25 protein-coding genes are annotated in these 19,744 nt (G+C 66.8%); 24 read left to right on the top strand and 1 reads right to left on the bottom strand.

The window, feature by feature from the left end:
* The first annotated feature begins 63 nt into the window (after positions 1 to 63).
* The 24 genes from ASG71_RS07930 to ASG71_RS07825 all read left to right on the top strand — a co-directional run bounded on the left by ASG71_RS07930 (position 64) and on the right by ASG71_RS07825 (position 18,550).
* Positions 64 to 1,212 carry a phage minor capsid protein gene (locus ASG71_RS07930; RefSeq protein ID WP_056738098.1) on the top strand — a complete coding sequence of 383 codons (1,149 nt, stop codon included), beginning with the start codon at positions 64 to 66 and terminating at the stop codon, positions 1,210 to 1,212.
* A 193-nt stretch (positions 1,213 to 1,405) separates the two neighbouring features.
* The gene (locus tag ASG71_RS07925) at positions 1,406 to 2,125 is read left to right on the top strand and encodes a hypothetical protein (protein ID WP_056738097.1); all 720 of its coding nucleotides are present in this window, start codon (positions 1,406 to 1,408) and stop codon (positions 2,123 to 2,125) included.
* Between the two features lie 20 nt (positions 2,126 to 2,145).
* Complete coding sequence (locus ASG71_RS07920) at positions 2,146 to 3,102, top strand: major capsid protein (protein WP_056738096.1); 957 nt, start codon at positions 2,146 to 2,148, stop codon at positions 3,100 to 3,102.
* 69 nt (positions 3,103 to 3,171) lie between these two features.
* On the top strand, positions 3,172 to 3,483 hold the full coding sequence (locus ASG71_RS07915) for a hypothetical protein (protein WP_056738095.1): 312 nt from the start codon (positions 3,172 to 3,174) through the stop codon (positions 3,481 to 3,483).
* A 17-nt stretch (positions 3,484 to 3,500) separates the two neighbouring features.
* Complete coding sequence (locus tag ASG71_RS07910; protein ID WP_056738094.1) at positions 3,501 to 3,914, top strand: hypothetical protein; 414 nt, start codon at positions 3,501 to 3,503, stop codon at positions 3,912 to 3,914.
* The gene (locus tag ASG71_RS07905) at positions 3,911 to 4,228 is read left to right on the top strand and encodes a hypothetical protein (RefSeq protein ID WP_056738093.1); all 318 of its coding nucleotides are present in this window, start codon (positions 3,911 to 3,913) and stop codon (positions 4,226 to 4,228) included. The genes ASG71_RS07910 and ASG71_RS07905 overlap by 4 nt, the downstream gene beginning before the upstream one ends.
* Positions 4,229 to 4,236: 8 nt before the next feature.
* A complete protein-coding gene (locus ASG71_RS07900; protein WP_056738092.1) occupies positions 4,237 to 4,575 on the top strand; it encodes a hypothetical protein in 339 nt (112 codons plus the stop codon).
* Positions 4,572 to 5,015 (top strand): minor capsid protein, encoded by a 444-nt coding sequence (locus tag ASG71_RS07895; protein WP_056738091.1) that lies wholly within the window; start codon positions 4,572 to 4,574, stop codon positions 5,013 to 5,015. Before ASG71_RS07900 ends, ASG71_RS07895 begins: the two co-directional genes overlap by 4 nt.
* 71 nt (positions 5,016 to 5,086) lie before the next feature.
* Positions 5,087 to 5,779 (top strand): phage tail tube protein, encoded by a 693-nt coding sequence (locus ASG71_RS07890; protein WP_056738090.1) that lies wholly within the window; start codon positions 5,087 to 5,089, stop codon positions 5,777 to 5,779.
* 83 nt (positions 5,780 to 5,862) lie between these two features.
* Positions 5,863 to 6,351 carry a hypothetical protein gene (locus ASG71_RS07885; RefSeq protein ID WP_056738089.1) on the top strand — a complete coding sequence of 163 codons (489 nt, stop codon included), beginning with the start codon at positions 5,863 to 5,865 and terminating at the stop codon, positions 6,349 to 6,351.
* A gap of 136 nt (positions 6,352 to 6,487) precedes the next feature.
* Positions 6,488 to 9,130 (top strand): hypothetical protein, encoded by a 2,643-nt coding sequence (locus tag ASG71_RS07880; protein WP_056738088.1) that lies wholly within the window; start codon positions 6,488 to 6,490, stop codon positions 9,128 to 9,130.
* Positions 9,127 to 9,972, top strand: coding sequence for a hypothetical protein (locus ASG71_RS07875; protein ID WP_056738087.1), 846 nt, complete (start codon positions 9,127 to 9,129; stop codon positions 9,970 to 9,972). The genes ASG71_RS07880 and ASG71_RS07875 overlap by 4 nt, the downstream gene beginning before the upstream one ends.
* 9 nt (positions 9,973 to 9,981) lie before the next feature.
* Entirely contained in the window at positions 9,982 to 10,947 is a 966-nt protein-coding gene (locus ASG71_RS07870; protein WP_056738086.1) for a hypothetical protein, read from the top strand.
* Positions 10,947 to 12,380 carry a hypothetical protein gene (locus ASG71_RS07865; RefSeq protein ID WP_056738085.1) on the top strand — a complete coding sequence of 478 codons (1,434 nt, stop codon included), beginning with the start codon at positions 10,947 to 10,949 and terminating at the stop codon, positions 12,378 to 12,380. The genes ASG71_RS07870 and ASG71_RS07865 overlap by 1 nt, the downstream gene beginning before the upstream one ends.
* Complete coding sequence (locus tag ASG71_RS07860) at positions 12,377 to 14,536, top strand: hypothetical protein (protein WP_056738084.1); 2,160 nt, start codon at positions 12,377 to 12,379, stop codon at positions 14,534 to 14,536. The genes ASG71_RS07865 and ASG71_RS07860 overlap by 4 nt, the downstream gene beginning before the upstream one ends.
* Positions 14,537 to 14,591: 55 nt before the next feature.
* Positions 14,592 to 14,936 carry a hypothetical protein gene (locus ASG71_RS07855; RefSeq protein ID WP_056738083.1) on the top strand — a complete coding sequence of 115 codons (345 nt, stop codon included), beginning with the start codon at positions 14,592 to 14,594 and terminating at the stop codon, positions 14,934 to 14,936.
* On the top strand, positions 14,933 to 15,382 hold the full coding sequence (locus ASG71_RS07850; protein WP_157366282.1) for a hypothetical protein: 450 nt from the start codon (positions 14,933 to 14,935) through the stop codon (positions 15,380 to 15,382). Before ASG71_RS07855 ends, ASG71_RS07850 begins: the two co-directional genes overlap by 4 nt.
* Positions 15,382 to 15,672, top strand: coding sequence for a hypothetical protein (locus ASG71_RS07845; RefSeq protein ID WP_056738081.1), 291 nt, complete (start codon positions 15,382 to 15,384; stop codon positions 15,670 to 15,672). The genes ASG71_RS07850 and ASG71_RS07845 overlap by 1 nt, the downstream gene beginning before the upstream one ends.
* 7 nt (positions 15,673 to 15,679) lie before the next feature.
* A complete protein-coding gene (locus ASG71_RS07840) occupies positions 15,680 to 16,597 on the top strand; it encodes a M23 family metallopeptidase (protein WP_056738080.1) in 918 nt (305 codons plus the stop codon).
* Between the two features lies 1 nt (position 16,598).
* Positions 16,599 to 16,934: a hypothetical protein gene (locus ASG71_RS07835; protein WP_056738079.1), complete on the top strand. Its 336-nt coding sequence runs from the start codon at positions 16,599 to 16,601 to the stop codon at positions 16,932 to 16,934.
* Positions 16,935 to 17,208: 274 nt separating this feature from the next.
* Positions 17,209 to 17,586, top strand: a complete 378-nt coding sequence (locus ASG71_RS16365; protein ID WP_082574944.1) for a DUF3467 domain-containing protein — start codon at positions 17,209 to 17,211, stop codon at positions 17,584 to 17,586.
* Complete coding sequence (locus ASG71_RS16630; protein WP_056738078.1) at positions 17,570 to 17,803, top strand: hypothetical protein; 234 nt, start codon at positions 17,570 to 17,572, stop codon at positions 17,801 to 17,803. The genes ASG71_RS16365 and ASG71_RS16630 overlap by 17 nt, the downstream gene beginning before the upstream one ends.
* Positions 17,797 to 18,162 carry a type II toxin-antitoxin system PemK/MazF family toxin gene (locus tag ASG71_RS17200; RefSeq protein WP_157366280.1) on the top strand — a complete coding sequence of 122 codons (366 nt, stop codon included), beginning with the start codon at positions 17,797 to 17,799 and terminating at the stop codon, positions 18,160 to 18,162. The genes ASG71_RS16630 and ASG71_RS17200 overlap by 7 nt, the downstream gene beginning before the upstream one ends.
* Before the next feature lie 34 nt (positions 18,163 to 18,196).
* Positions 18,197 to 18,550: a hypothetical protein gene (locus ASG71_RS07825; RefSeq protein WP_056738077.1), complete on the top strand. Its 354-nt coding sequence runs from the start codon at positions 18,197 to 18,199 to the stop codon at positions 18,548 to 18,550.
* Here the strand turns inward: ASG71_RS07825 and ASG71_RS07820 are convergent, their stop codons facing one another.
* Positions 18,551 to 19,672: a tyrosine-type recombinase/integrase gene (locus ASG71_RS07820; RefSeq protein ID WP_162254048.1), complete on the bottom strand. Its 1,122-nt coding sequence runs from the start codon at positions 19,670 to 19,672 to the stop codon at positions 18,551 to 18,553. It lies immediately after the preceding gene.
* Positions 19,673 to 19,744: the final 72 nt, after the last annotated feature.

The raw sequence follows: 19,744 nt of genomic DNA, 5'->3' as shown, positions 1-19,744 counted from the left end.
GGCAGTATCTACGGGTCCGTCGTGACGACCATCCTGTCAGCCAGTTGATCTGTTAGGAGGACCATGGCCCCGGAACCACTGGACCTGCCTTCGGCGGTTGAGTCCTCGACTGCCCGGCTGGTGTCGTCCTACGCGGAGGCTGAGCAGCGGCTGATCGCCGGGTCCGCTGTGCTGATCGCCGAGTACCTGAACGGCGGGTCCGTCCAGGACGGCATGGTGCTGCAGCAGGCGCTCCGGCTCGTGGCGCGCCGCATCGCCTCCGGCCTCACCGGACAGGCCGGGGGCCTCGCCCGTGACGTCGCCCTCGAGGCGGCCCGGGTGGGGAACCTTGCCGCGATCCGGGAAGTCACGGACGCGCTCCGCGACTACCCACGGGTCCGGGAGGTTTACACCCGCAACGCCGGCGCCACGACACCGCACGGGCTGCGGGCGGCCGCGCACATCGCCGCTGACCTCACGGACCGGCTGAACGCCACGCACTACCGGATCACCCGGTTCGCGGACGACGCCTACCGGGCGGCGACGGCGACGGCCGGTATCGGGCAGGTGACCGGCGGGACACCGCAGCTGGCGCAGCGGGAGGCGTGGCGGAAGCTCACCGAGAACGGGGTGACCGGGTTCCGGGACGCCGCCGGCCGCGAGTGGGAACTCTCCGCCTATGTGGAGATGGCCGCGAGGACGACGGCGATCCGGGCGTTCAATGCCTCCCACCAGGACCGCATGACCGCCCTCGGCATCCGGTACTGGACGGTCGGCCCGACGGGGTTCCCGTGCACGTTCTGCCTCCCGTGGGAGGGCGCGATCCTCGGCACCGCCACCGGGACGTTCACCGAACCGCACGCGGTGGAGGACGGCACCGTGGCGGTGAAGGTCGACGGGACGCTCGAGCAGGCCCGCGCCGAGGGCTTCCAGCACCCGAACTGCAAGCACACCCTGATCGCCTACTTCCCCGGCGTCACCACGCTCAAGACCCGCACCCCGGAAGAGGTCGCCGAAGCCACCGAGCGGTTCAAGGAAACCCAGCGGCTCCGCGGCATGGAACGCGCCGCCCGCCGGGCCAAGCTCGCCGAACAAGCCGCCCTCACAGACACCGACAAAGCCCTCGCACGGCGCCGGGCCCGCGAGCTGCAGGCCCGCATCCGTGACTACACCGCGGAGACCGGGCTGAACCGCCGGCCACGCCGCGAACAGCTCAACCTCGCCAACAAGTAGGAGGCAACCGTGAAGCGCACATTCTCACCGGGTGGACTCATTGAGCCCGGGGCTGAAGGCGTCATGGAGGCGCCGGACGTTTTGCGCGCCAGCGGCCCGACGGGGTACTTCACCGCAGCGCAGGTTCGCGAGTACGCCCGGAAGAACCTCGATCAGCTCAATAAATCACTCTCACCCAGTCCAGGAGGACACCATGACTCGTAAGACCATCCACGGCATCGACCCCTACGCTCCCGGCGGCATTGAGGCGCTCCTCGCCCACCACCGGCTGACCTTCGGCGATGCCGTCATGGAAGCCGGCGCCGGTGACGGCGGGGATGGCGGCCAGCAAGGCGAGCTGCAGGCCGCGGGCACCGACGGCCAGCAGGGCGAGCAGAAGCCCGGAGGCGGCCAACAGGAAGCCAAGCCCTCCGAGTGGGACGGCAAGGTCGAATCCCTCCCCGCGGGGGCGCAGAAGATCATCAACGACCTCCGCAAGGCCGAGGGCGACGAGCGCGTAGCGAAGAAGACCCTCGACGCGATCCAGAAGGCCCTCAACCCGGACGCCGAAGGTGATAAGCCCGACGCCGACGCCCTGGCCCGCGCCGTCACCGAACGCGAAGCCGAAGCGAAGCAGGCCAAGACCGAGCTCGCCGTCTACAAGCTCTCAGGGAAAGCCGGCGCCGACGCCGACGCCCTCCTCGACTCCCGCGGCTTCCTGGCGAAGATCGCGGACCTCGACCCGACCGACACCGCCAAGATCACCAAGGCGATCGAGGACGCGGTCAAGGACAACCCCAAACTCAAGCAGGCCCGGGCGGCCGGCGTGAGCGGCGCGGACTTCTCCGGCGGGACCGGCGAGCAGCGCCAAACCGACGCGTCAAAGGCGAAACCGGGCCCAGCCCGCATCGCCGCGGCGTTCAACTCCAACTAACCCTGTAAAGGAACCTCACCATGGCTGTAACCCTTGCCGAGGCCGCCCCGCTCATCCCGGACAACCTCCAGCGCGGCGTCGTAGAAACCTTCGTCCAGAACTCCCCCGTCCTGGACCGCCTGCCCATCAAGGGCATCGGCGGCAACTCCTACTCGTACAACACCGAAGGCACCCTCCCGGGTATCGCCTTCCGTGGCGTGAACGAGGCGTACACCGAGTCCACCGGCACCTTCAACCAGCGCTCTGAGTCGCTGGTCATCATGGGTGGCGACGCCGACGTCGACAAGTTCATTGTCGCGACCGGCTCCCAGCTGAACGACCAGAAGGCGCTCCAGACCGCCGCGAAGGTCAAGGCCGCCTCGTACAAGTTCCAGGAGACCTTCATCAACGGTGACATCACCGTCGACCCGAAGGCCTTCGACGGGTTGAAGAAGCGCCTCACCGGCTCGCAGGTCCTCGACGCCGACGTGAACGGCATGGGCCCGGTCACCGCCGGCAACGACTTCTTCGACGCCCTCGACGCGCTCATCGCCCAGGTCCCCGGCCTGGACGGCAACAACGGCGCCCTGTACGCGAACTCGAAGATCATCGCGAAGATCAAGTCCGCCGGCCGCCGCCTCGGCGGTGTGGAGATGGTCCGCGAGGACATCACCGGTAAGCGCGTCGTCCAGTACAACGGCATCGCGCTGCTCGACATCGGGCAGACCGCCGCCGGCGCGGACATCATCGGCCAGAACGAGACGCAGGGTACCGCCGCCGGTACCGCGTCCTCGATCTACGCGGTGAAGTTCGGCAGCGACGAATCCGACCAGGCCGTGACCGGCCTCGCGTCGAACGCGCTGCTGTACCCGGCCGCGTACGACCTGGGCGAGCTGCAGTCCAAGCCGGCCTACCGGGTCCGCATCGACTGGTACTGCGGTCTGGCCGTGTTCGGCGGTAAGGGTGCTGCGCGTCTGCGCGGTGTCCTGAACTCCTAGTGCGACAGGCGGCGCCTCAGCCTTGGGGCGCCGCCTCCCCACCACCCCTTCCTGAGTTAGGAGCCTGACATGGCAACCAGCAAGAAAAGTGTCGAGACCACGACCCTCGACAGCGACGTGACCAAGCCGTCCGTGACCGCCCCCGGCGACGGCCCGGCGGACACGACCGACCCGACGGAGCGCGCCACCTCGGTGACTCCGCAGCCGGGCGACGAAGCGTTCAAGGTTGGCACTGTGAACGCCGTAGTGCCCCTCCCGAAGGTGGAGGAGGAAGCGCCGGCGGCCAAGCCGCGCACGGAGCGCTTCGAAGCGGTCAAGCCGGACGGTTCGAAGGTCACCGTCGAACGCAACCTGGAAACCGGCGAGTCCAAACTCGTCTAACCCCTTAGGAGGCCCGCATGCGTGTCTACGCCACCCCCGCCGATCTGCAGGACTGGATCGGCCAAGACAAGCCGCTCCCGGCGAACGCTGCGGGCCTCCTCCGGTCCGCGTCCCTCCTCGTGGAGGCCGCGACCATCACCGCCGTCTACGACACCGACGCGGATGGCAAACCCACCGCGAGCGCTGTGGCCGACGCCTTCCGTGACGCCACCACCGCCCAGGCGGCCATGTGGTCAGCGGCGGGCATCGATCCGGCAGGCGGGGGCGTGGCGTCGTCCGCCCCCGTCAGCTCCAAGAAGCTCGGCTCCGGTGCGATCTCCTACGACACGTCCGTGAACGCCTCCGTTACCGCGTTCGAAGCGCGGCGGGCCGCGACCACGACGCTATGCATGGAGGCTTGGCTGATCCTGCAGCAGGTGGGGCTCGTATGAGTGAGCTCGACGACTTCTACGTCCACACCGTGTCCGTGGAGACCAAGACCGGGACCGGCGCATACGGGGACGTGTACGCCGCCCCTGTGGACGTGCAGTGCTGGCTGGAGCCGAATCGCCGGCTCGTCCGCAACAAGGACGGCCAAGAGGTCCTGTCCTCCTCGTTCCTATCCTGCGATGTCGCCGAGAAGGCCAAGTTCACCCCCGACTCCAAGGTCACCCACGACGGGAAAACCGCCTACGTCATCGGCGTGAACACCCTCACCTCCGGCACCCTCGACCTGCCCGACCACCTGGAGATCGACCTCACCTAGGAGGGCCCGTGTCCATTGAGTGGTCCATCGACCTCGACATTGAGAAGGTCATCGGCGCCGCAGCCACCGGAGCTCCCCGCGGCGCCGGCCTGGCCATGGAACACATCCGGGGCGTGGCCGCCGCGCTCACCCCGGAAGACACCGGCCACCTCGTCGGGACAGCGGACGTGAAAGTCGAAGGCGACGAAGCGTCCATCACCTACGACGGGCCCTACGCCCGCCGCCAGCACGAAGAGCTGACCTGGCGGCACGAGAAGGGGCAAGCGAAATACCTTGAACAGCCCATGCACACCGAACGCGACACCGCGCTCGGGATCGTGGCCAAGACCATCCGGGAGGCCATGTGAGCGCCACGACTGACCTCCTCGAGGGGATCGCCCGGCAACTGCACACCGCCGGGATCGGCGTGTACAACCCGGACGGGGTCTACACGCCGGAGCAGGTCGGGATCGTGCTGAAGGTTGTCCCCGCGTCCCCTGACAGGGTGATCGTCCTGAACGTCTACACCCCCGGGGCCGCGGACAACCCCGACCAGCCATTGTCCACGACCGCGGTGCAGGTCCGGACCCGCGGCAGGGCGAACAAACCCTTCGACACCGACGAAACCCTCGACGCCGTCAACACCCTCCTGCAGGGGCAGGAACAGTACCGCTACGGCACCGTCCAGGCTCTCGCCGTAACCCGGACCAGCAGCGTCCCCCTCGGACAGGACGGAAACAAACGCTTCGAACACGCCGACAACTACTACGTCGACGTCGAACTCCCGCCCACACTGCACCGCCAGTAACAGCCACCCCGCAGACCTCCTGCGGGGCTCTTTGGTAAACCCACCCAACCGCCCCACAGGAGGCAACCAGAATGACAACCGAACTCGCCCGGCGCTTCCGCGTCGACGTGTCCACCAACGGCACCAGCTACGTCCAGATCAAGGGCGTGAACGACTTCAACCCGCAGGTCAACAACACCGAAGCGGACGCGTCCGCGTACGACACCGACGGGTGGGGGTCGACCGAGATCACCCTCAAGAACTGGTCCGCGTCCGTCAAGACCTTCGTCCGCACCGAAGCCGGTGTCTTGGACCCGGGCATCAAGCTCTGCCGCGACACGCAGCTGCAGTTCGGCGACGCCGCCCGCCTGTGGGTCCGCACCTACGACCGGAACACCGGCAAGGAAGCCCGCGAGGGCCGCGCCATCGTCTCCTACAACCGGTCCAAGTCCGGGGTGACGGACCTCGATGAGGTGCAGATCGAGTTCAAGGGCGACGGCCCGCTGCTGGACATCGCCGACGTCCCGGTGACGGTCCCGAAGCCTGTCGTCCTCTCGGCCAGCCCGGACGGTGCTACCGCGGGCGAGCAGGTCACCATCACCGGCGCGAACTTCGTCGGCGTTACCGGCGTGAAGTTCGGCGCGACGAACGCCGCCTCCTACACGGTCGTGTCGGCGAACACCATCGTCGCCGTCGTCCCGGCCGGCACCGCAGGTTCCGCGGTCATCACCGTCACCAACGCCACCGGCACCTCCGACTCGATCCCGTACACCCGGGGCGCCTAACAACCCGGGGGCGGGTGCCGTGAGAGTCGCCCGCCCCCGCACCACCCCAACTCTCACACCCAACTCTCACAAAGGACACCACCGTGGCTTTCCGCGACCTCACCGACATCCTCGGCCCCATCCAGCTCCCCATCCGGGGGAAGGTCTACACCCTCCCGACCCTCACCGTCGCCCAGGGGCTGCAGCTCCGCGCCGTCCTCGACCCGGAGGACGACGCGACCCTCGACGACGAGGGGTTCTACGCCCTGCTCCTCGGGAACCAGCACGAGGCAATGAAGGCCGACGGCGTGCAGCCGGACGCGATCGCCCGGGCCGCGTTCGTCGCCCTCGCCGACTGGCAGTCCGGCCGGCCCGCCGCCGAAACGCTGTGGGAGACCGGCCTCGACCCAAAAGTCCTGACGACGTACCTGGCGCAGCTGGATTCCGTCTCCACGACTACGGCCGTGGAGACTACGACCCCGAGACCGACACGTGGGAGTGGTACGAGCTCCCCGAAGAAGGCCAGGGCCTCCCGTGGGGTGAAGTCCTCGCCCGGTGGGACCTCCTCGACTACTGCTTCGCCCGCTACCTGAACATCGACCTCACCGACGCCCTCCATGTGAGGCCGTGGTCGTGGTTCGTGCGGAAAGTTTCCGGGCTCCTCGCTGACGACACCCTGATCGGCCAGCACTTCCACAAACCACCACCCGCGACGGAGGGCACACAGGCATGGCTGACGGGAACGCAACGAACGTAGGGTCCATTGTCGGCAAGTTGAAGATCGACTCGTCCGACTGGAACCGGGAACTCGCGGCGGCGGAGACGAAGGCCCGGCAGCTTGGCCGGGCGAACCCCACGGTGAAGGTCACCACCACGGGCGGCCCGAAGGCGGTCGCCGAACTCACCGCTGTGGAAGCGGCGGAGAAGAAGGTCTCCGCGTCCTCCGCAGCGCTCTCCCGGATGCGGGCCCAGGGCCGGGCGGCGACCATCGCCCAGGCGCTCACGGAGAAGGAATCCGTGAAGCCCGTCATGGACTTCACGGCCTGGACCCGCCGCTCCACCGAGGCGACCCGGGATGACACGGTCGCGAAGGACGCCAACTCGGAGTCCAACAAGCGCGTCGACAACACGTCCCGGCAGGCCGGCCGGTCCATCCACATGCTGTACGCCGGGATCGCGATGCTCGCCCCCGCCGTTGTCCCCCTTGCAGGGTTCGCCGTGGCCGGCGCCGGGGCCCTCGGCATCATGGGCGTCACCGGCGTCCTCGCCATCAAGGGCATCTCCGATGAGCTGAAGGCCGGCGGGCCACTGGCCAACCAGTACGCCGAAGGTATCGGCGCCGCTAAGGACCAGCTGGCCACCCTCGGCCGGTCCTCCGCCGTGGGGATGCTGGACGGCTTCAACCGGTCCATCGCCACCATCAACGCGTATATGCCGGGCCTCACGACCCAGACCGACCAGTACTCCCGTGCCCTGGGTAACCTCGGGGCGAACAGCCTCGCCGGGGTCCTGAGTTCCTTCCGCACCCTTGACCCGGTGTTCAAGGCCTTCACCGGCTACCTCGGCGTCCTGACCGGGAAACTCTCCACCTTAGGGTCCTCGGACGGGTTGCAGCGCTTCGGCGACTACGCCCTGGCCACCATGCCGCTGGTCGAGTCAACCCTCGAATCCCTCGTCACCGGCGTCGGGAACCTCCTGGTGGCCCTCTCCCCTCTCGGCCACGTGGCCCTGACGTCCCTGAAGGTTGTCGGTGACATCCTCACCGCGATCCCGGCGGAAGTACTGACCCTGATCACGGGAGGGGCGCTCGGCGCCTACGCGGCGTTCTCCACCTGGTCGTCGCTGATCCCGCTGATCCAGTCCTTCGGGATCATGCTGAACATGTCCCTCGGGCCGATCGGGCTCGTGGTTGCCGGCGTGGGCGCCCTCGCGGGCGTGATGATCGGCGCCGCGGCGTCCACGAAGGACAACACGGCCGCGACCCTCGGCTACACCGCCGCGCTGGAGCGTGACAACGGCATCATCGCTGAGAATGTCCGCGCCCACACGGCGCAGGAGATCGCGAAGTCCAAGGCCGGCGAAGCAGCTCAGAAGCTCGGCGTGTCCCTGGAACTTATGACCAAGGCCGCCACCGGGGATGTCGTCGCGCAGGAACGGCTCGGCAACGAACTGGAGCGCCTCGACCGAATCAGTAAGGACCACACAGGAACCACCCTCGAAATGGGTGGCGTGAACGTAGACCTGATCAAGAGCCACGGCCAGATGCAGTCGTCTATAAAGACCGTCCGGGACGAGCTCGGCAACCAGTCGGGCGCTCTGAAGTCCGCCATCGACTACCAGAAGCGCTTCGATGAGGCGATGGGCTCCACGAACGCCTCCGCCGGGGCCCAAGGCTCCCAGCTCTCCTCCCTGGCGGGGATGTTCGGCGTGTCCGTGGGGAGCCTGCAGGGCGCCATCGACGGTGAGAAGGCCGCGGCGGAGCAGCTGGAGAAGACCACGGTCAAAATGCAGCTGCAGAACGACGCGGCCGGCATCCTGAAGGGCTCCCTCGACCTGCTGAACGGCAAGGCCCTGTCCGCAGCTCAGGCGCAGAACGCCTTCGACTCCTCCCTGGCGAACATGGGCGACCATGTCGACAAAACCGGCAAAAAAATCACCTTCACCACTACGTCCATCACGGACATGTCAGCGGCGTCGGTGGCCCTCCGCGGGCAGCTCAACGGGCAGATCGCGAACCTGCAGCAGGTCGTGGAAGCCAACGGCGGCCTGTCGAACTCGACCGGCAAAGCCAAGGCCGAGATGGAAAAGATGCGTACGCAGATCATCGACAACGCTGTGGCGCACGGGGTCGACAAGGACGCCGTGACCGCATACGTCGACAAGCTCCTGAAGATCCCGAAGAGCGTGCCCCCGACGAAGCTCGACGTGGACAAAGCCACGGCCGAGCAGAAGATCCGGGACGTGCAATGGCGGCTCGATCAGTTGCAGACGTACAAGCGGATCTTCATCGACGTCCAGCAGTCCACGTCGAACGTGGACAACACCGGCGCCGTGAAGGGGTCCAGCAAAGTCAAGATGTACGCCGGCGGCGGCATGGTGTCCTACCTGGCCAGCGGCGGGTTCCCGGACTTCCGGCCCCGCGGCACGGACACCGTCCCGGCGATGCTCACGCCCGGGGAGATCGTCATGAAGAAGTCCTCGGTCGACTCCATCGGCGCCGGCAGGCTGCTGGCCGCGAACGAGACGGGGAGGCTCCCCGATGCGGGGGTGACCGTCCAGATCGTGGCACCTGACCGGGCGACCGCCCGGGAGTTCTTCGATGTGGCCCAGTTTGAGATGCGACAGACCCAACGCGGAGGTGCCTGGAAGTGATCTTCAGACTTGGTGCTGTCACCTTCAACGACGGAGGTGTCCTGCGCGTGCGCGGGTTCAACCCCGGCGCGGCGGACCTGGTGGTGACGGACGCGCAGCGGTCGGGACGGGACGGGGTGATCGTCGGCGAGGACTTCCTCGGCGCCGCGGTGTGGGCGTTCGACATCACGACCAGGGCCGGGGACGAGACCGGGGCCCTCGCCGCTGACGCTTCCCTGCACGCTGAGTGGAACAACCCAGCCGTCCGTTCATCGCCGAACACCACCGTCCCGCTGTCGTACCTGGCGTCGGGGCGGTGGCGGCGGGTCTACGGACGCCCCGGGAAGTACGCCGGGATCAACGGCGACACCCTGAGCCGCCTCGGCATGGGCCGGATCACGTGCGACTTCCGGGTCACGGACCCGCTGCACTACGACGAGGACGAGTCCACGGTGCGGCTGACGATTGTGCCGGCCACCACGGGCGGCCTGCAGACCCCCTTCGTGTTCCCCCTGTCGACGGTGCGGTCCTCCGCTCCCAGGGCGGGGACTGTCACGAACGGCGGCGACGCGGCCACCCCGTTGAAGGTCGTTTTCCGGGGCCCGATCACGGACCCGTGGGTCAGGGCTACAGGGCTCGAAGTTGGGCTTGTCGGGACGCTCGCCTACGACCAGACGGTCACGGTCGACCCGCTCGCCGGGACGATCACCGGTCTGCCTGCAGGGGTGAACGTCACCCGCAAAACCCGGCTCACCGGGACGCTCCTGCCCCCCGGCGTCACCGAGCTGACATTCGGCGGCACCGACCCAACCGGCACAGCCACCGCGACCCTCGCCTGGCGCAACGCCTACACATCAATTTAGGAGGCCCCCGTGGCACTGGATAACACCCCCTGGGCAGTCGGCGGCGGCGCGGCTCTCGGCGTTGAGGTCGCCCGGACCCTCGCCTATGCCAGCACCCGCGGCGCGGAAGGCGTCGTCGGGCTCGGCGACTTGAAGGTCACCGCGCAGCCGGTACCGAACAACACGGTCGCCGTCGTACCCGGCGCGGCCCTCATCCTGAACCGCTACCCCGGCGGCGGGCAGCAGACCTACGGGCTGCGCAACGCCACACAGACCGACGTCCCGATCACGGCCACGGGGTCCGCCGGCGGCCGCACGGACCTCGTCGTTGCGCGCATCCTGGACCCGCAGTACGAGGGACCGGAACCCGCTGACCCGGTGACGTTCCAGTACTCGCGTCTCGAGGTGATCCAGGGCGTCCCGGCCGGAACGAAACGCGCCAAGGAGCTGAACCTCGGCTACCCGGCGGTCGAGTTGGCCAAGGTCACGCTGCCGGCCAACACCGCCACGGTCACGTCCGGGATGATCACCGACCTGCGGCGGGTCGCGCAGCCCCGCCGTGACCGGGCAATGGTGACCCTGTTCCCCACGGCGACGCAGACCATCCCGACGACGGGTTACGCTTCCTGGCCCATCCAGCCGGGGCAGAAGCCGCTGGTGGCCGTGCCGGAGTGGGCGACCCGGGTCGATATTGTCGCGCACCTGTCGGGCGTGAAGTTCGCCCAGTCGGGCGGGGCGATGACCACGGCCGGGATCCGGACCGGGTTCGGGTCTTCCCTCCCTGCGGAGAACGGCATCATCGTCCAGGACGCTGCTGACGCCTCCGGACGCTACCACTACACCCTGATCGGCACTCACGTCGTTGATGAGTCGATGCGCGGCACCGACCAGTACATCAACCTCCAGGCGTACCGCAGCGCCGGTTCCGGGCTGTGGACGGCCGACTACCAGACCAGCATCGTTATCGACTGGGAGTTCTCCGAAGGGGCGCAGTAATGACGTGGCGTTTCCACCTGCAGTCCCTCCCTGACGGGGCGTGGATCGACCGGGACGTCCCGTTGCAGTCCGGGCAGGTGTCCGTGGCCATCTCCGCGCCGGCGTCGATCAGCGGCTACCTCCCGGCCGGGTACGCGCACCGGGACGCGGTGAAGGAGTGGGGCGCGCTGCTGGTCGCCGAGCAGGCCGGTGCAGCGCCCGTCGCGGCGATCGTCGACATGGTGAAGACCGAGGGCCAGCTGCTCCGCGTCGAGGCCGGAGGGTTCTCCATGTACCCGACCGGCATGCCGTGGGAGGACGCCGACTACGCGGGCATTCAGGTGGACCCGCTGGACGTTGTGCGGATGATCTGGGCGTCGCTGCAGTCCAAGCCGGGCGGGCACCTGGGCGTCGTCGTGGACGGCACGAAGAGCACGGTGCGGTTGGGCAAGCCGGAGGACCCGAAGCTCACCGCGGCGAAGGCCGGGGTGGCGGCGGCCACGACCGCCGAGGCGGCGGCGAAGGCGACCTACAACACGGCGGCCGCGAACCAGAACACCGCGAAAGTCACGCTCCTCGCCACCGCCGGGCGGCCGGCGAACGGGCTCGTGCTGTGGCAGGACTCGGCCCCGTCCGGCGATAAGCGGTCCATGAAGAATCTGTGGGTCGACAAGAACGACGGGAACAAACCCTACGTGTGGGACGGCAAGAAATGGGTGCTGTCCGGCGCCGACCAGGCCACGATCAACACCCGCCTCGCGGACTACAACAACGCGGGCACGGCGGGCGCGAAGGCCGCCTGGGACGCCCGGAAGAAGGAACTGTCCGCGGCGAAGTCGAAGAAGTCCGCGATCAGCGGCGGCGAAGCGGAGCCGTTCACCCTGACGTGGTGGGAAACCCACGACCTCGGCGCCGTCATCGACACCCTGGCCACGAACACCCCCTTCGAGTACCGGGAGTCCTCGGCATGGTCCGGGGAGGACATCACCCACCGGATCGAGCTCGCGACCGGGCTCGGCACACGCCGCCACGACCTGCGGTTCGAGGTGGGCGTGAACGTCAGGGTGCCGCCGCCGCTGCAGGAGCGCGACTACGCCTCCGACGTGACCATCCTCGGCGCCGGCGAGGGCCGGGCGATGGTCCGCGCCACCGTGTCCGGGAACCCGGGCCGGGTCCGCCGCGCCGTCGTTGTGCAGCGCAAAGAGATCCGCTCCACAGCGGCCGCGGCGGTTGCTGCCCGTTCCGAGGTCGCGGCGCGGACGGCGGAGTGGGTCTTCGACTCGCTGCAGGTCACCGACCACAAGTTCGCCCCGTACGGCTCGTTCCGGCCCGGCGACGTCGTGTACGTCACCGGCGACGCCGGGTGGAAAGACCTGGACACGTGGGTGCGCATCCTGGAGGTCAAGTCCGACTGCGTAACTGGCTCCATCGATCTGAAAGTTGAGGCAACATGAGCGAGGTCCGCGACTCTGCGCGCTGGCTGGCGGGCCAGCTGACGGCGAACCGCAACGCGGTGAAAGCACTGTCCGCACCGCAGCTGGGCACGTCGTCCATTGAGACCGGAGCGATCGAGGAGTACGACGTCGACGGCACGCTCGCGTCCGTGACCGGCGAGCAGTTCGACGGCACCCACGCCGCCGTGACCCTCGCCGGGCCCGTGCCGCCGGAACCTGTCGCGCCCACTGTGACGGCCGGGATCAACTCGGCCGAGGTCCGTTGGAATGGGAAGTTCGCGGACGATGCCCTGTCACCGATGGACTTCTCCCACGTGGCGGTGCATGCTTCGCCGTTGGAGTCGTTCGACCCGGACAACACCACGCAGCGGGCCACGATCACGGGCGAGTCCGGCGACACTGCCACGGTCGCGTTGGAGTCCGGCGAGTGGTACTTCCTCCTCGTCGCGGTCTCGAAGGCGGGTAAGTGGTCCACCCCTTCCGATGTAACGATGGGCGAAGTGCAGGAGTTCACCCCCGACTCGGTGACGGACCAGATCATCGACCTGGACACGCGCCTGGACGAAGTGCAGACCGGCGCCGGCGGCAACACCATCACCAACGCCACGGTAGACGCAGACATTGCTACCCCGGGCGCGAAGGACGGCGACCGCTGGCAAAAGTGGGACACCCTCGACGCCGGCGGCAAGCTCCTGGCGACCTGGCGGTGGGACGGCGCCGCGTGGATCGCTGAGGCGATGGACCCCGCCTACCTGCCCCTGATCGACATCGGGCAGGGCACCTTCGGCAGCCTCAACGGCAGCCGACTGGTGGCTGAGTCCGTGAAAGCCGGTTCGCTGGAAACCGAACTCGTCCTCTCCACGGACATCGTTGCGGGCAACCCTGCCGGGGACCACGCCAGGATGAACCCGACCGGGTTCCACGTAATGGCGGTCCCGGCTGACGGCGGCGCACCGACCGAGGTAGTCAGCCTAGGAACCTCATCCAGCGACTACCTCAACATCACAGACTCAACGGGCAAAACGGTGGCGTCGATCGGCTCCACGGGCGGCATGACGTCCACTGGGATGGACGTAGACGCGTACAACCCCGCCACCGGAGTCGGCGGCCTCACCATCGGCGGCACCCAAGTATCGGACAGCCTGGCGGCACTCCCCAAGGGGCTGGTCGCATGGGCGTCACGGGCCACGAACTCGCTGTATTGGGCGGGCACCGCGGCGCAACCGTACCTTCACTTGCAGTTCGATGCTGAGGCCGGGCGCGCCTACAACGTCGAAACGTCGCCGATCACCACGGACTCAGACACTGCCAACGTCGAAGCGATTATCTACCTCCAATACGACGATACCGGTGCGGCGGCGACCACCTCGTCCCCCGTGATCGCCTCGGGCCTTTCGGGGCAGATATCCGTCCAAACCAGGCGCACCCCCGTCACGATCAACCGAATGATAACCCCCTCCGCGGGCCCGGTTTCGCTGCTCATCTCATACGGGACAGTATCGACCGGGCGGGCAAAAATTGTTCCTTCCGTCAACGGCCGAACCGTGTTCCTGACCGTCACCGACATCGGCCCGTTTGTGCCCATGACGGGTGAAAATCGGGACGGCACTGCCGACGCGACCACGACAGGCGCCGGCGGCAGCACGCAGGCCCCGGCACCCGCCGTCAAGAAGAACTACGACAAAACCTGGTCCGCGACCGGCATCCGGTCCTTCATGGGGAACGGAAGCCAGTACGGCTACAACACCGGCTACATGTACTCGGGGCTGCAGTACGGCACCAGCAACGGCGATATGTCCTCGATGGCGGTCTTCCCCAGCTTCACCGCCACTGACGTGACCGCGGGAAGCACCATCACCGGAGTCTGGGTCTATGTGTACTACGACTTCTGGTACTACGGCAGCGGCGGTGACGCGTATATCGGTCTTCACGGGCAGACGGGCTTGACCGGCACGGCTCCGACGAAAACCTACAGTCACGCGCTGTCGGCTGGCTGGCCGCGTGCGGCAGGGCGCTGGATCAAACTCAACCCCGCCACTTACGACGGGTTCCGCACCGGGCAGCACCGCGGATTCACCCTCGGCGGATCCGGCGGCGGATACGAACGATACGGCTACGCCCACAACCCGAAGATCCGGATCACCTGGACGAAGTAACGAACCGCGGCGGGGCCTTAGTTGGCCCCGCCGCAACCGAGAGGACGAATCACACATGGCAGATAGCGAACTGCTCAAATACTCGCGGATCCGCGACGACTACAACCTCCAACGGCGCGTCAATGCGGCCATGCTCGTTCAGGCCCTCTACTGGGTCGAGAACCCGCCCGACATGACGCTCGAGCAGCGCCTCATGCGGGACTGGGTAATCGATCACCCCCTGCAACCCATCGACCTCATGACCGCCTATGTTGCGACCATGCCCGAGGTTGCCGCCGCGTCAGTGCTCCTCGAGGGCGGCGGCGTGGACACGTCCGAGGTCAAGGACTCCGACATCAAATACACGGTAGGCGTCAAATGGAACACCGTCGCCGCCAACCAGTTCAAAGCCACAGCATGAGTAAACCTAGACCGGAGCGGCGCGTCATGATCGGCCGCAACATCATCCTCACAATGGCCACCGTGTACGCGCTCCGGCAATCCATCTACTACGCCACCATCGGGCCGGACAGCCTCTCCCCAGCGCAGTCGATCCTCGCCGCGGAAGGCCACTTACTCGGCGCATGGTCCGGGCTCTGGGGCGTCGTGGCAGTCCTATGCGTCGTGGACATGGTCAACAGGCACACCCGGCAAGGGCTATCGCTGCTGGCCGGTGTCGCGCTCGGCTGGGGCGTCGGCTACCTGCTCATCTGGGCATTCGCAGGGTTCCAAGACTTCACCCTCGTGAACGCCGCTATCGGGTGGCTCGCCCCAGCCGTGCTCATCTTCGGATTCGTCGCGAAAGTCTCCGCGCTGCAGGACATCATCACGGCGCTCCGGGACCAGATCAGGGCAGGTGGTGGCTGATGGACTGGGCGCAGATCGGCCCCGGAATCATCGTCGCCACCATCGGATTCGGCGGCGCATGGATGACCTCCAAAATCCAGAACAAGGGCCGCCCCGAAAACGCGCTCATTGATCAGCTCCAGGAGGAGCTCACCCGGCAGGGCGGGCGGATTGACGGCCTCGAAGTGGAGCAGCGAAAAGCCAAGCGCCGCGAAATGATCCGCGACAACTACATCAACAAACTCCGCGAACACATCAACGCCGGCAACCCGCCCCCGCCGCCCGAATGGCCCGAAGGCCTCTACGACTAGGAGCATCATGAGACCAGTATCCGCAGAGTTCCCGGTCAATCAGCCGTTCGGGTCCATGAAGACCGCCGGCGTTGCGCCTAGCTGGACGCCTGACACGGTCGGCTGGTACGTCCGGCTGTACGGCAACTACCAGCCCTACGGTCACGCCGGCTGCGACATCAAATGTCCCGAGGGTACGCCCGTTTACGCGATGGCCGCCGGCACAGTCCTGTGGGCGGACTGGGGCACGAAACTCCCCGGCGACGAAACGAATGCCGGATACCGGCAGCGCTGGTATCTCTACAAGGGATTCCCCGGCATCGTGACCGTCATCCAGCATGACGGCTGGATCGGCGTCTATGCGCACCTGTCGCGGGCGAGCATGAACACGGGCGACAAGGTCCGTGAGGGCCAGCAGATCGGCCTCTCAGGCGGCACGGGCGGCGTCGCACCGCACCTGCATGTAGAGGCGCTGGTCGATCTAAGTTTCAAAACAGGCGGCGGGCTCATCTACGGCCGCACTAACCCCGAACAATACTTCGGATCCGCGGCCATCGCTCCGCAAGCGGAGGCAATCAAACCTATCCCGAAGGAGTGGGACGACATGGCAACACCGCAGGAACTCTTCAACGCAATCTGGGGCGGGCCCGGCATGCCCATGCTCTACAACAACGAGCTCGGCCGCAAGGAATACCCCGGCACGATGCTGGGCGCCATGACCGACCGGGTCGTCCGGCAGCAGATCACACCGCTCCGGCGCGAGATCGCCGCGCAGAACGCCCAGGTGGTGAACCTCATCACCGCGCTGGCGAAGGTCGCCGGCGGGGAACCGTTCGACCAGGACAAACTCCTCGCCGGGGTCAAAGCCGCGGCAGAGGCTGGCATCAAAGCCGGAATCCAGGACGGAACAGTAACCGTCGACATCAACGTCGCAGGAGGAAAATAAGATGCTCACCGCACTCCTCCGCACCATCGTCCCCGCCCTCTGGGGCTCCCTCATCTCCTGGATGATCGGTGCGCTGCCCATCCTGGCGCCGCTGGAGACCGACCTCCGCGGGCTGGCCAACGTCATCCTGCCCGTCGTCACGGCCGTCATCATCGGCGCCTGGTACGCGTTCTGGCGGTGGCTCCAGCCTCGGCTCCCTGACTGGCTGGTCCGGGCCGTCCTCGGGTCCGCGAAGACGCCCGTCTACCCCGGCAAGCACGTCGCGCAGGGCCCCGTTGACGGCTCCCCGGTCCACTTCACCTTGACGCACGACACCCGCGAACGCTCCCGCGAATAACCAGCCCTGCTGGGGGCTACTCGTGAGTAGGGCCTCCGGTTACCCCCATTTCCGGAGTGCCGCCTCCGAAACGCCCCCGCACCAATGGTCGCCCCCGACCGATGCGGGGGCGTTTCTTTGTGCCCGGATACGATTGCCCCATGCCGTTGTTCAGCCCTGACAGGACGAACTACGGGACATGCCGATGCCGAATCGTCACATGTAGATCACAGCCAACCTCCAGATGGTTCCTGTAGAGTCACCATGATCAGTAACCAAGCGAAACGGCGGGGCGATGCAGGACGAGGAACTCCCTCAGCAACTCCAAATAGAGCTTCCGGACGATTTGGCCGGTGGTAATTACGCGGACTTCGCCAGCATTTGGCACACGCCGAACGTCTTTGTTCTAGACTTCATAGCAGTGAAGCAACCGCCGGTACCGGACACTGGGGAGCACGGGGAAGCCGTACTGACCGTTCCGGGACGTGTCGTAAGCCGGATTCGGATTCCCCCGGAACAAGTGTTCGAGGTAGCCAAGGCTCTCGCAACGCAACTGGAGTCGTGGGAGCAAGAGACCGGACGCCGGGAGCCCGCACAGCCACTATTCGGTTTTGGCGGTTCCGGTCGTAATATGGCCAGCACGGAAGGAGATCAAGATGTCGCTGATGATTAGCGCCCCAAAATATACCAAAGCGCCTCGGACATCCCTGGCCTTTGACAGGTCGGCTGTGACGTACAAGGTGGTGCCGTCGCACACGACCTCCCGTCGAGTTGTGGACGCGAACCAGGCAGCAACCGACGAAGCCGCAGAGCACATGCTGAGCTACGTGAGTGGACTTTGGGCTCAGGACTGGGATAACCCGGAAGATAGCGTCTACGACGAATGGTGAAGTCGGGGAGCATCGCTCTCCTGTGGTTTCCCTTCGGGCCCAATGAGTCAGCTCCGTTCAAGAAGCGGCCCGTATTGGTCGTCCATAAGTCCGGAACGGGGGCTGAACAATGCGTTGTGTGCGTGATGATAACCGGCTCCGAACAACGCCTTCGGAACCTCCAGGCGACTGACCTGCTGGTCCCCGACTGGAGTCAGGCTGGACTCGCCAAGGAAAGCGCGGTGAGAACCAACCGCTTTTGGGGTGCCGAAGCTTCACACGTGGAACGGGTTTTGGGTCAGGCTCCGCCCGAGTTCACCGCTCAGGTGCGGACCATGGTTGGGAAAGCGATAGGTGTCCACGCGGCACCAAAAAGTTAGAGAAAGGGCCACGCACCCGAGGGTGCCGGTGCACATGCCATCGTTCATACTCGACGGGACCACCTACGACTACGACCGGGGCGAGCCAGGCGAGATTGGGACGGCGAAGTCCTGGGAGTACAGCAAGTACCCGAAGATCATGGCCACCCTCACGCTGGCCGGCGGCGGCACCCTCGACGTCCACGCCCAGGCGCAACGCTGGACCCACACACACGTCCTCGCCTCATGGGAAGACGACGACCGCCGCCCACACTGGGCCTGGCTCCCCGCCGACCACGTCCGCCGAGTCACAGACTCCGAATGGGACATACGGGAATTCCACCGGTGCCCAGAGAACCTCCGCAGCGTTCGCTGGGCCGACCGTCTGCCGGGGTTCCTGCCGGCGTAGCTACCTGGCCAGCGCTGCGGCGGCTATCGCTGCCCCAGACTGCCGGGACGACGGCATCAGGTGCGCGTACCTGCCGTCGGTGGTGAGCGTCGACTGGTGCCCCAGGCGGTACGAGAGCTGGAAAAGGTCCATCCCACCCTCGATCATCCACGACGCATGTGTGTGGCGGAGGTCGTGGATACGTGCCCGGCGGATGGGAGTAAACGGTTCCCCCGTTCTCTTCGCCTCATCGGCTGCCTCCTCGAGCTTCTTCCATGCTGGCTCCCATGCCCGGTTGTAGGTCGCCCCGGAGCGCATTGGGCCGCCACGCTTGAGCGTGAACACCAGTCCATGCCCCGCGGCCTCCACAAGGGGTCTCACAGCCTCTGCTGTGGACGGGGCGAGGGGCACCGACCGCCACGAGCGTTTGGTTTTGGGAGTCCCGACGTAGTAGGCGCCCGACTCGTCTTCCTTCCACGCTTTGTTGACGCGGACAACCGGGACGGGGGCGTCTATCTCGAAGTCCTCAGCGAGCAGGGCGGTCGCCTCGCCGAAGCGGAGGCCGGTATCGACAAGGAAGTTGAAGAACGGACGGAAGTGCGGATCCAAGGCCTCGTCCAGGGCCCGGAACTCCTCCTTCGTCATGAAGCGCATCTGGTCCCCGCCGGAGACCTCCTTCGGCAACTTGATGCCCTTGCACGGGTTCCCCTTGCGGTACCCGAGGAGCTCCGCGGTCGTGAACGCTGCCGACAGGAAGCCGTGGTGGTTTGCCAGGGTCTTCGCCCGCATAGTCGTGCCGTTCACCCGTCCCGGTTTCGCCTGCATGCCCTTGACCCAGAGGATGACGTCCTCATGGGCGACCGCGGCGACGGGCATCCGGCCCAGTGGTGTGCCGACGAAGTGGTGGTTGATGGCCCGTTTGTACCGGCCAAGCTGGTCCCCACCGACACCGGTGAGGAGGTCGACGTGCTTGTGCAGGAGCTGCACCACGGTCGGTCCGGAGATGTTCGCGTTGTCCACCGCCCGCTGGGCGGCAGCCATGGACTGGCCGTTGGCATCGAGGAGGGCCTTCCAGACCTCTGCGGTCTCCCGGGTCGGGAACGTCGCGTTCTCCTGGACCCCGTTCTCACGCCACCTCAGCATGTATGTTGTCGCCTTCTTGCCGCGCTTCTCCACGATGCTCGCCATCGTCCACATCCCCTCTTCCAGTGCACA

It is taken from the genome of Arthrobacter sp. Soil763, from assembly GCF_001428365.1.
In the GTDB taxonomy this organism is placed as follows: domain Bacteria; phylum Actinomycetota; class Actinomycetes; order Actinomycetales; family Micrococcaceae; genus Arthrobacter.
The sequence above is the reverse complement of the archived record's forward strand: the minus strand, read 5'-3'. Positions and strand labels throughout refer to the sequence as shown.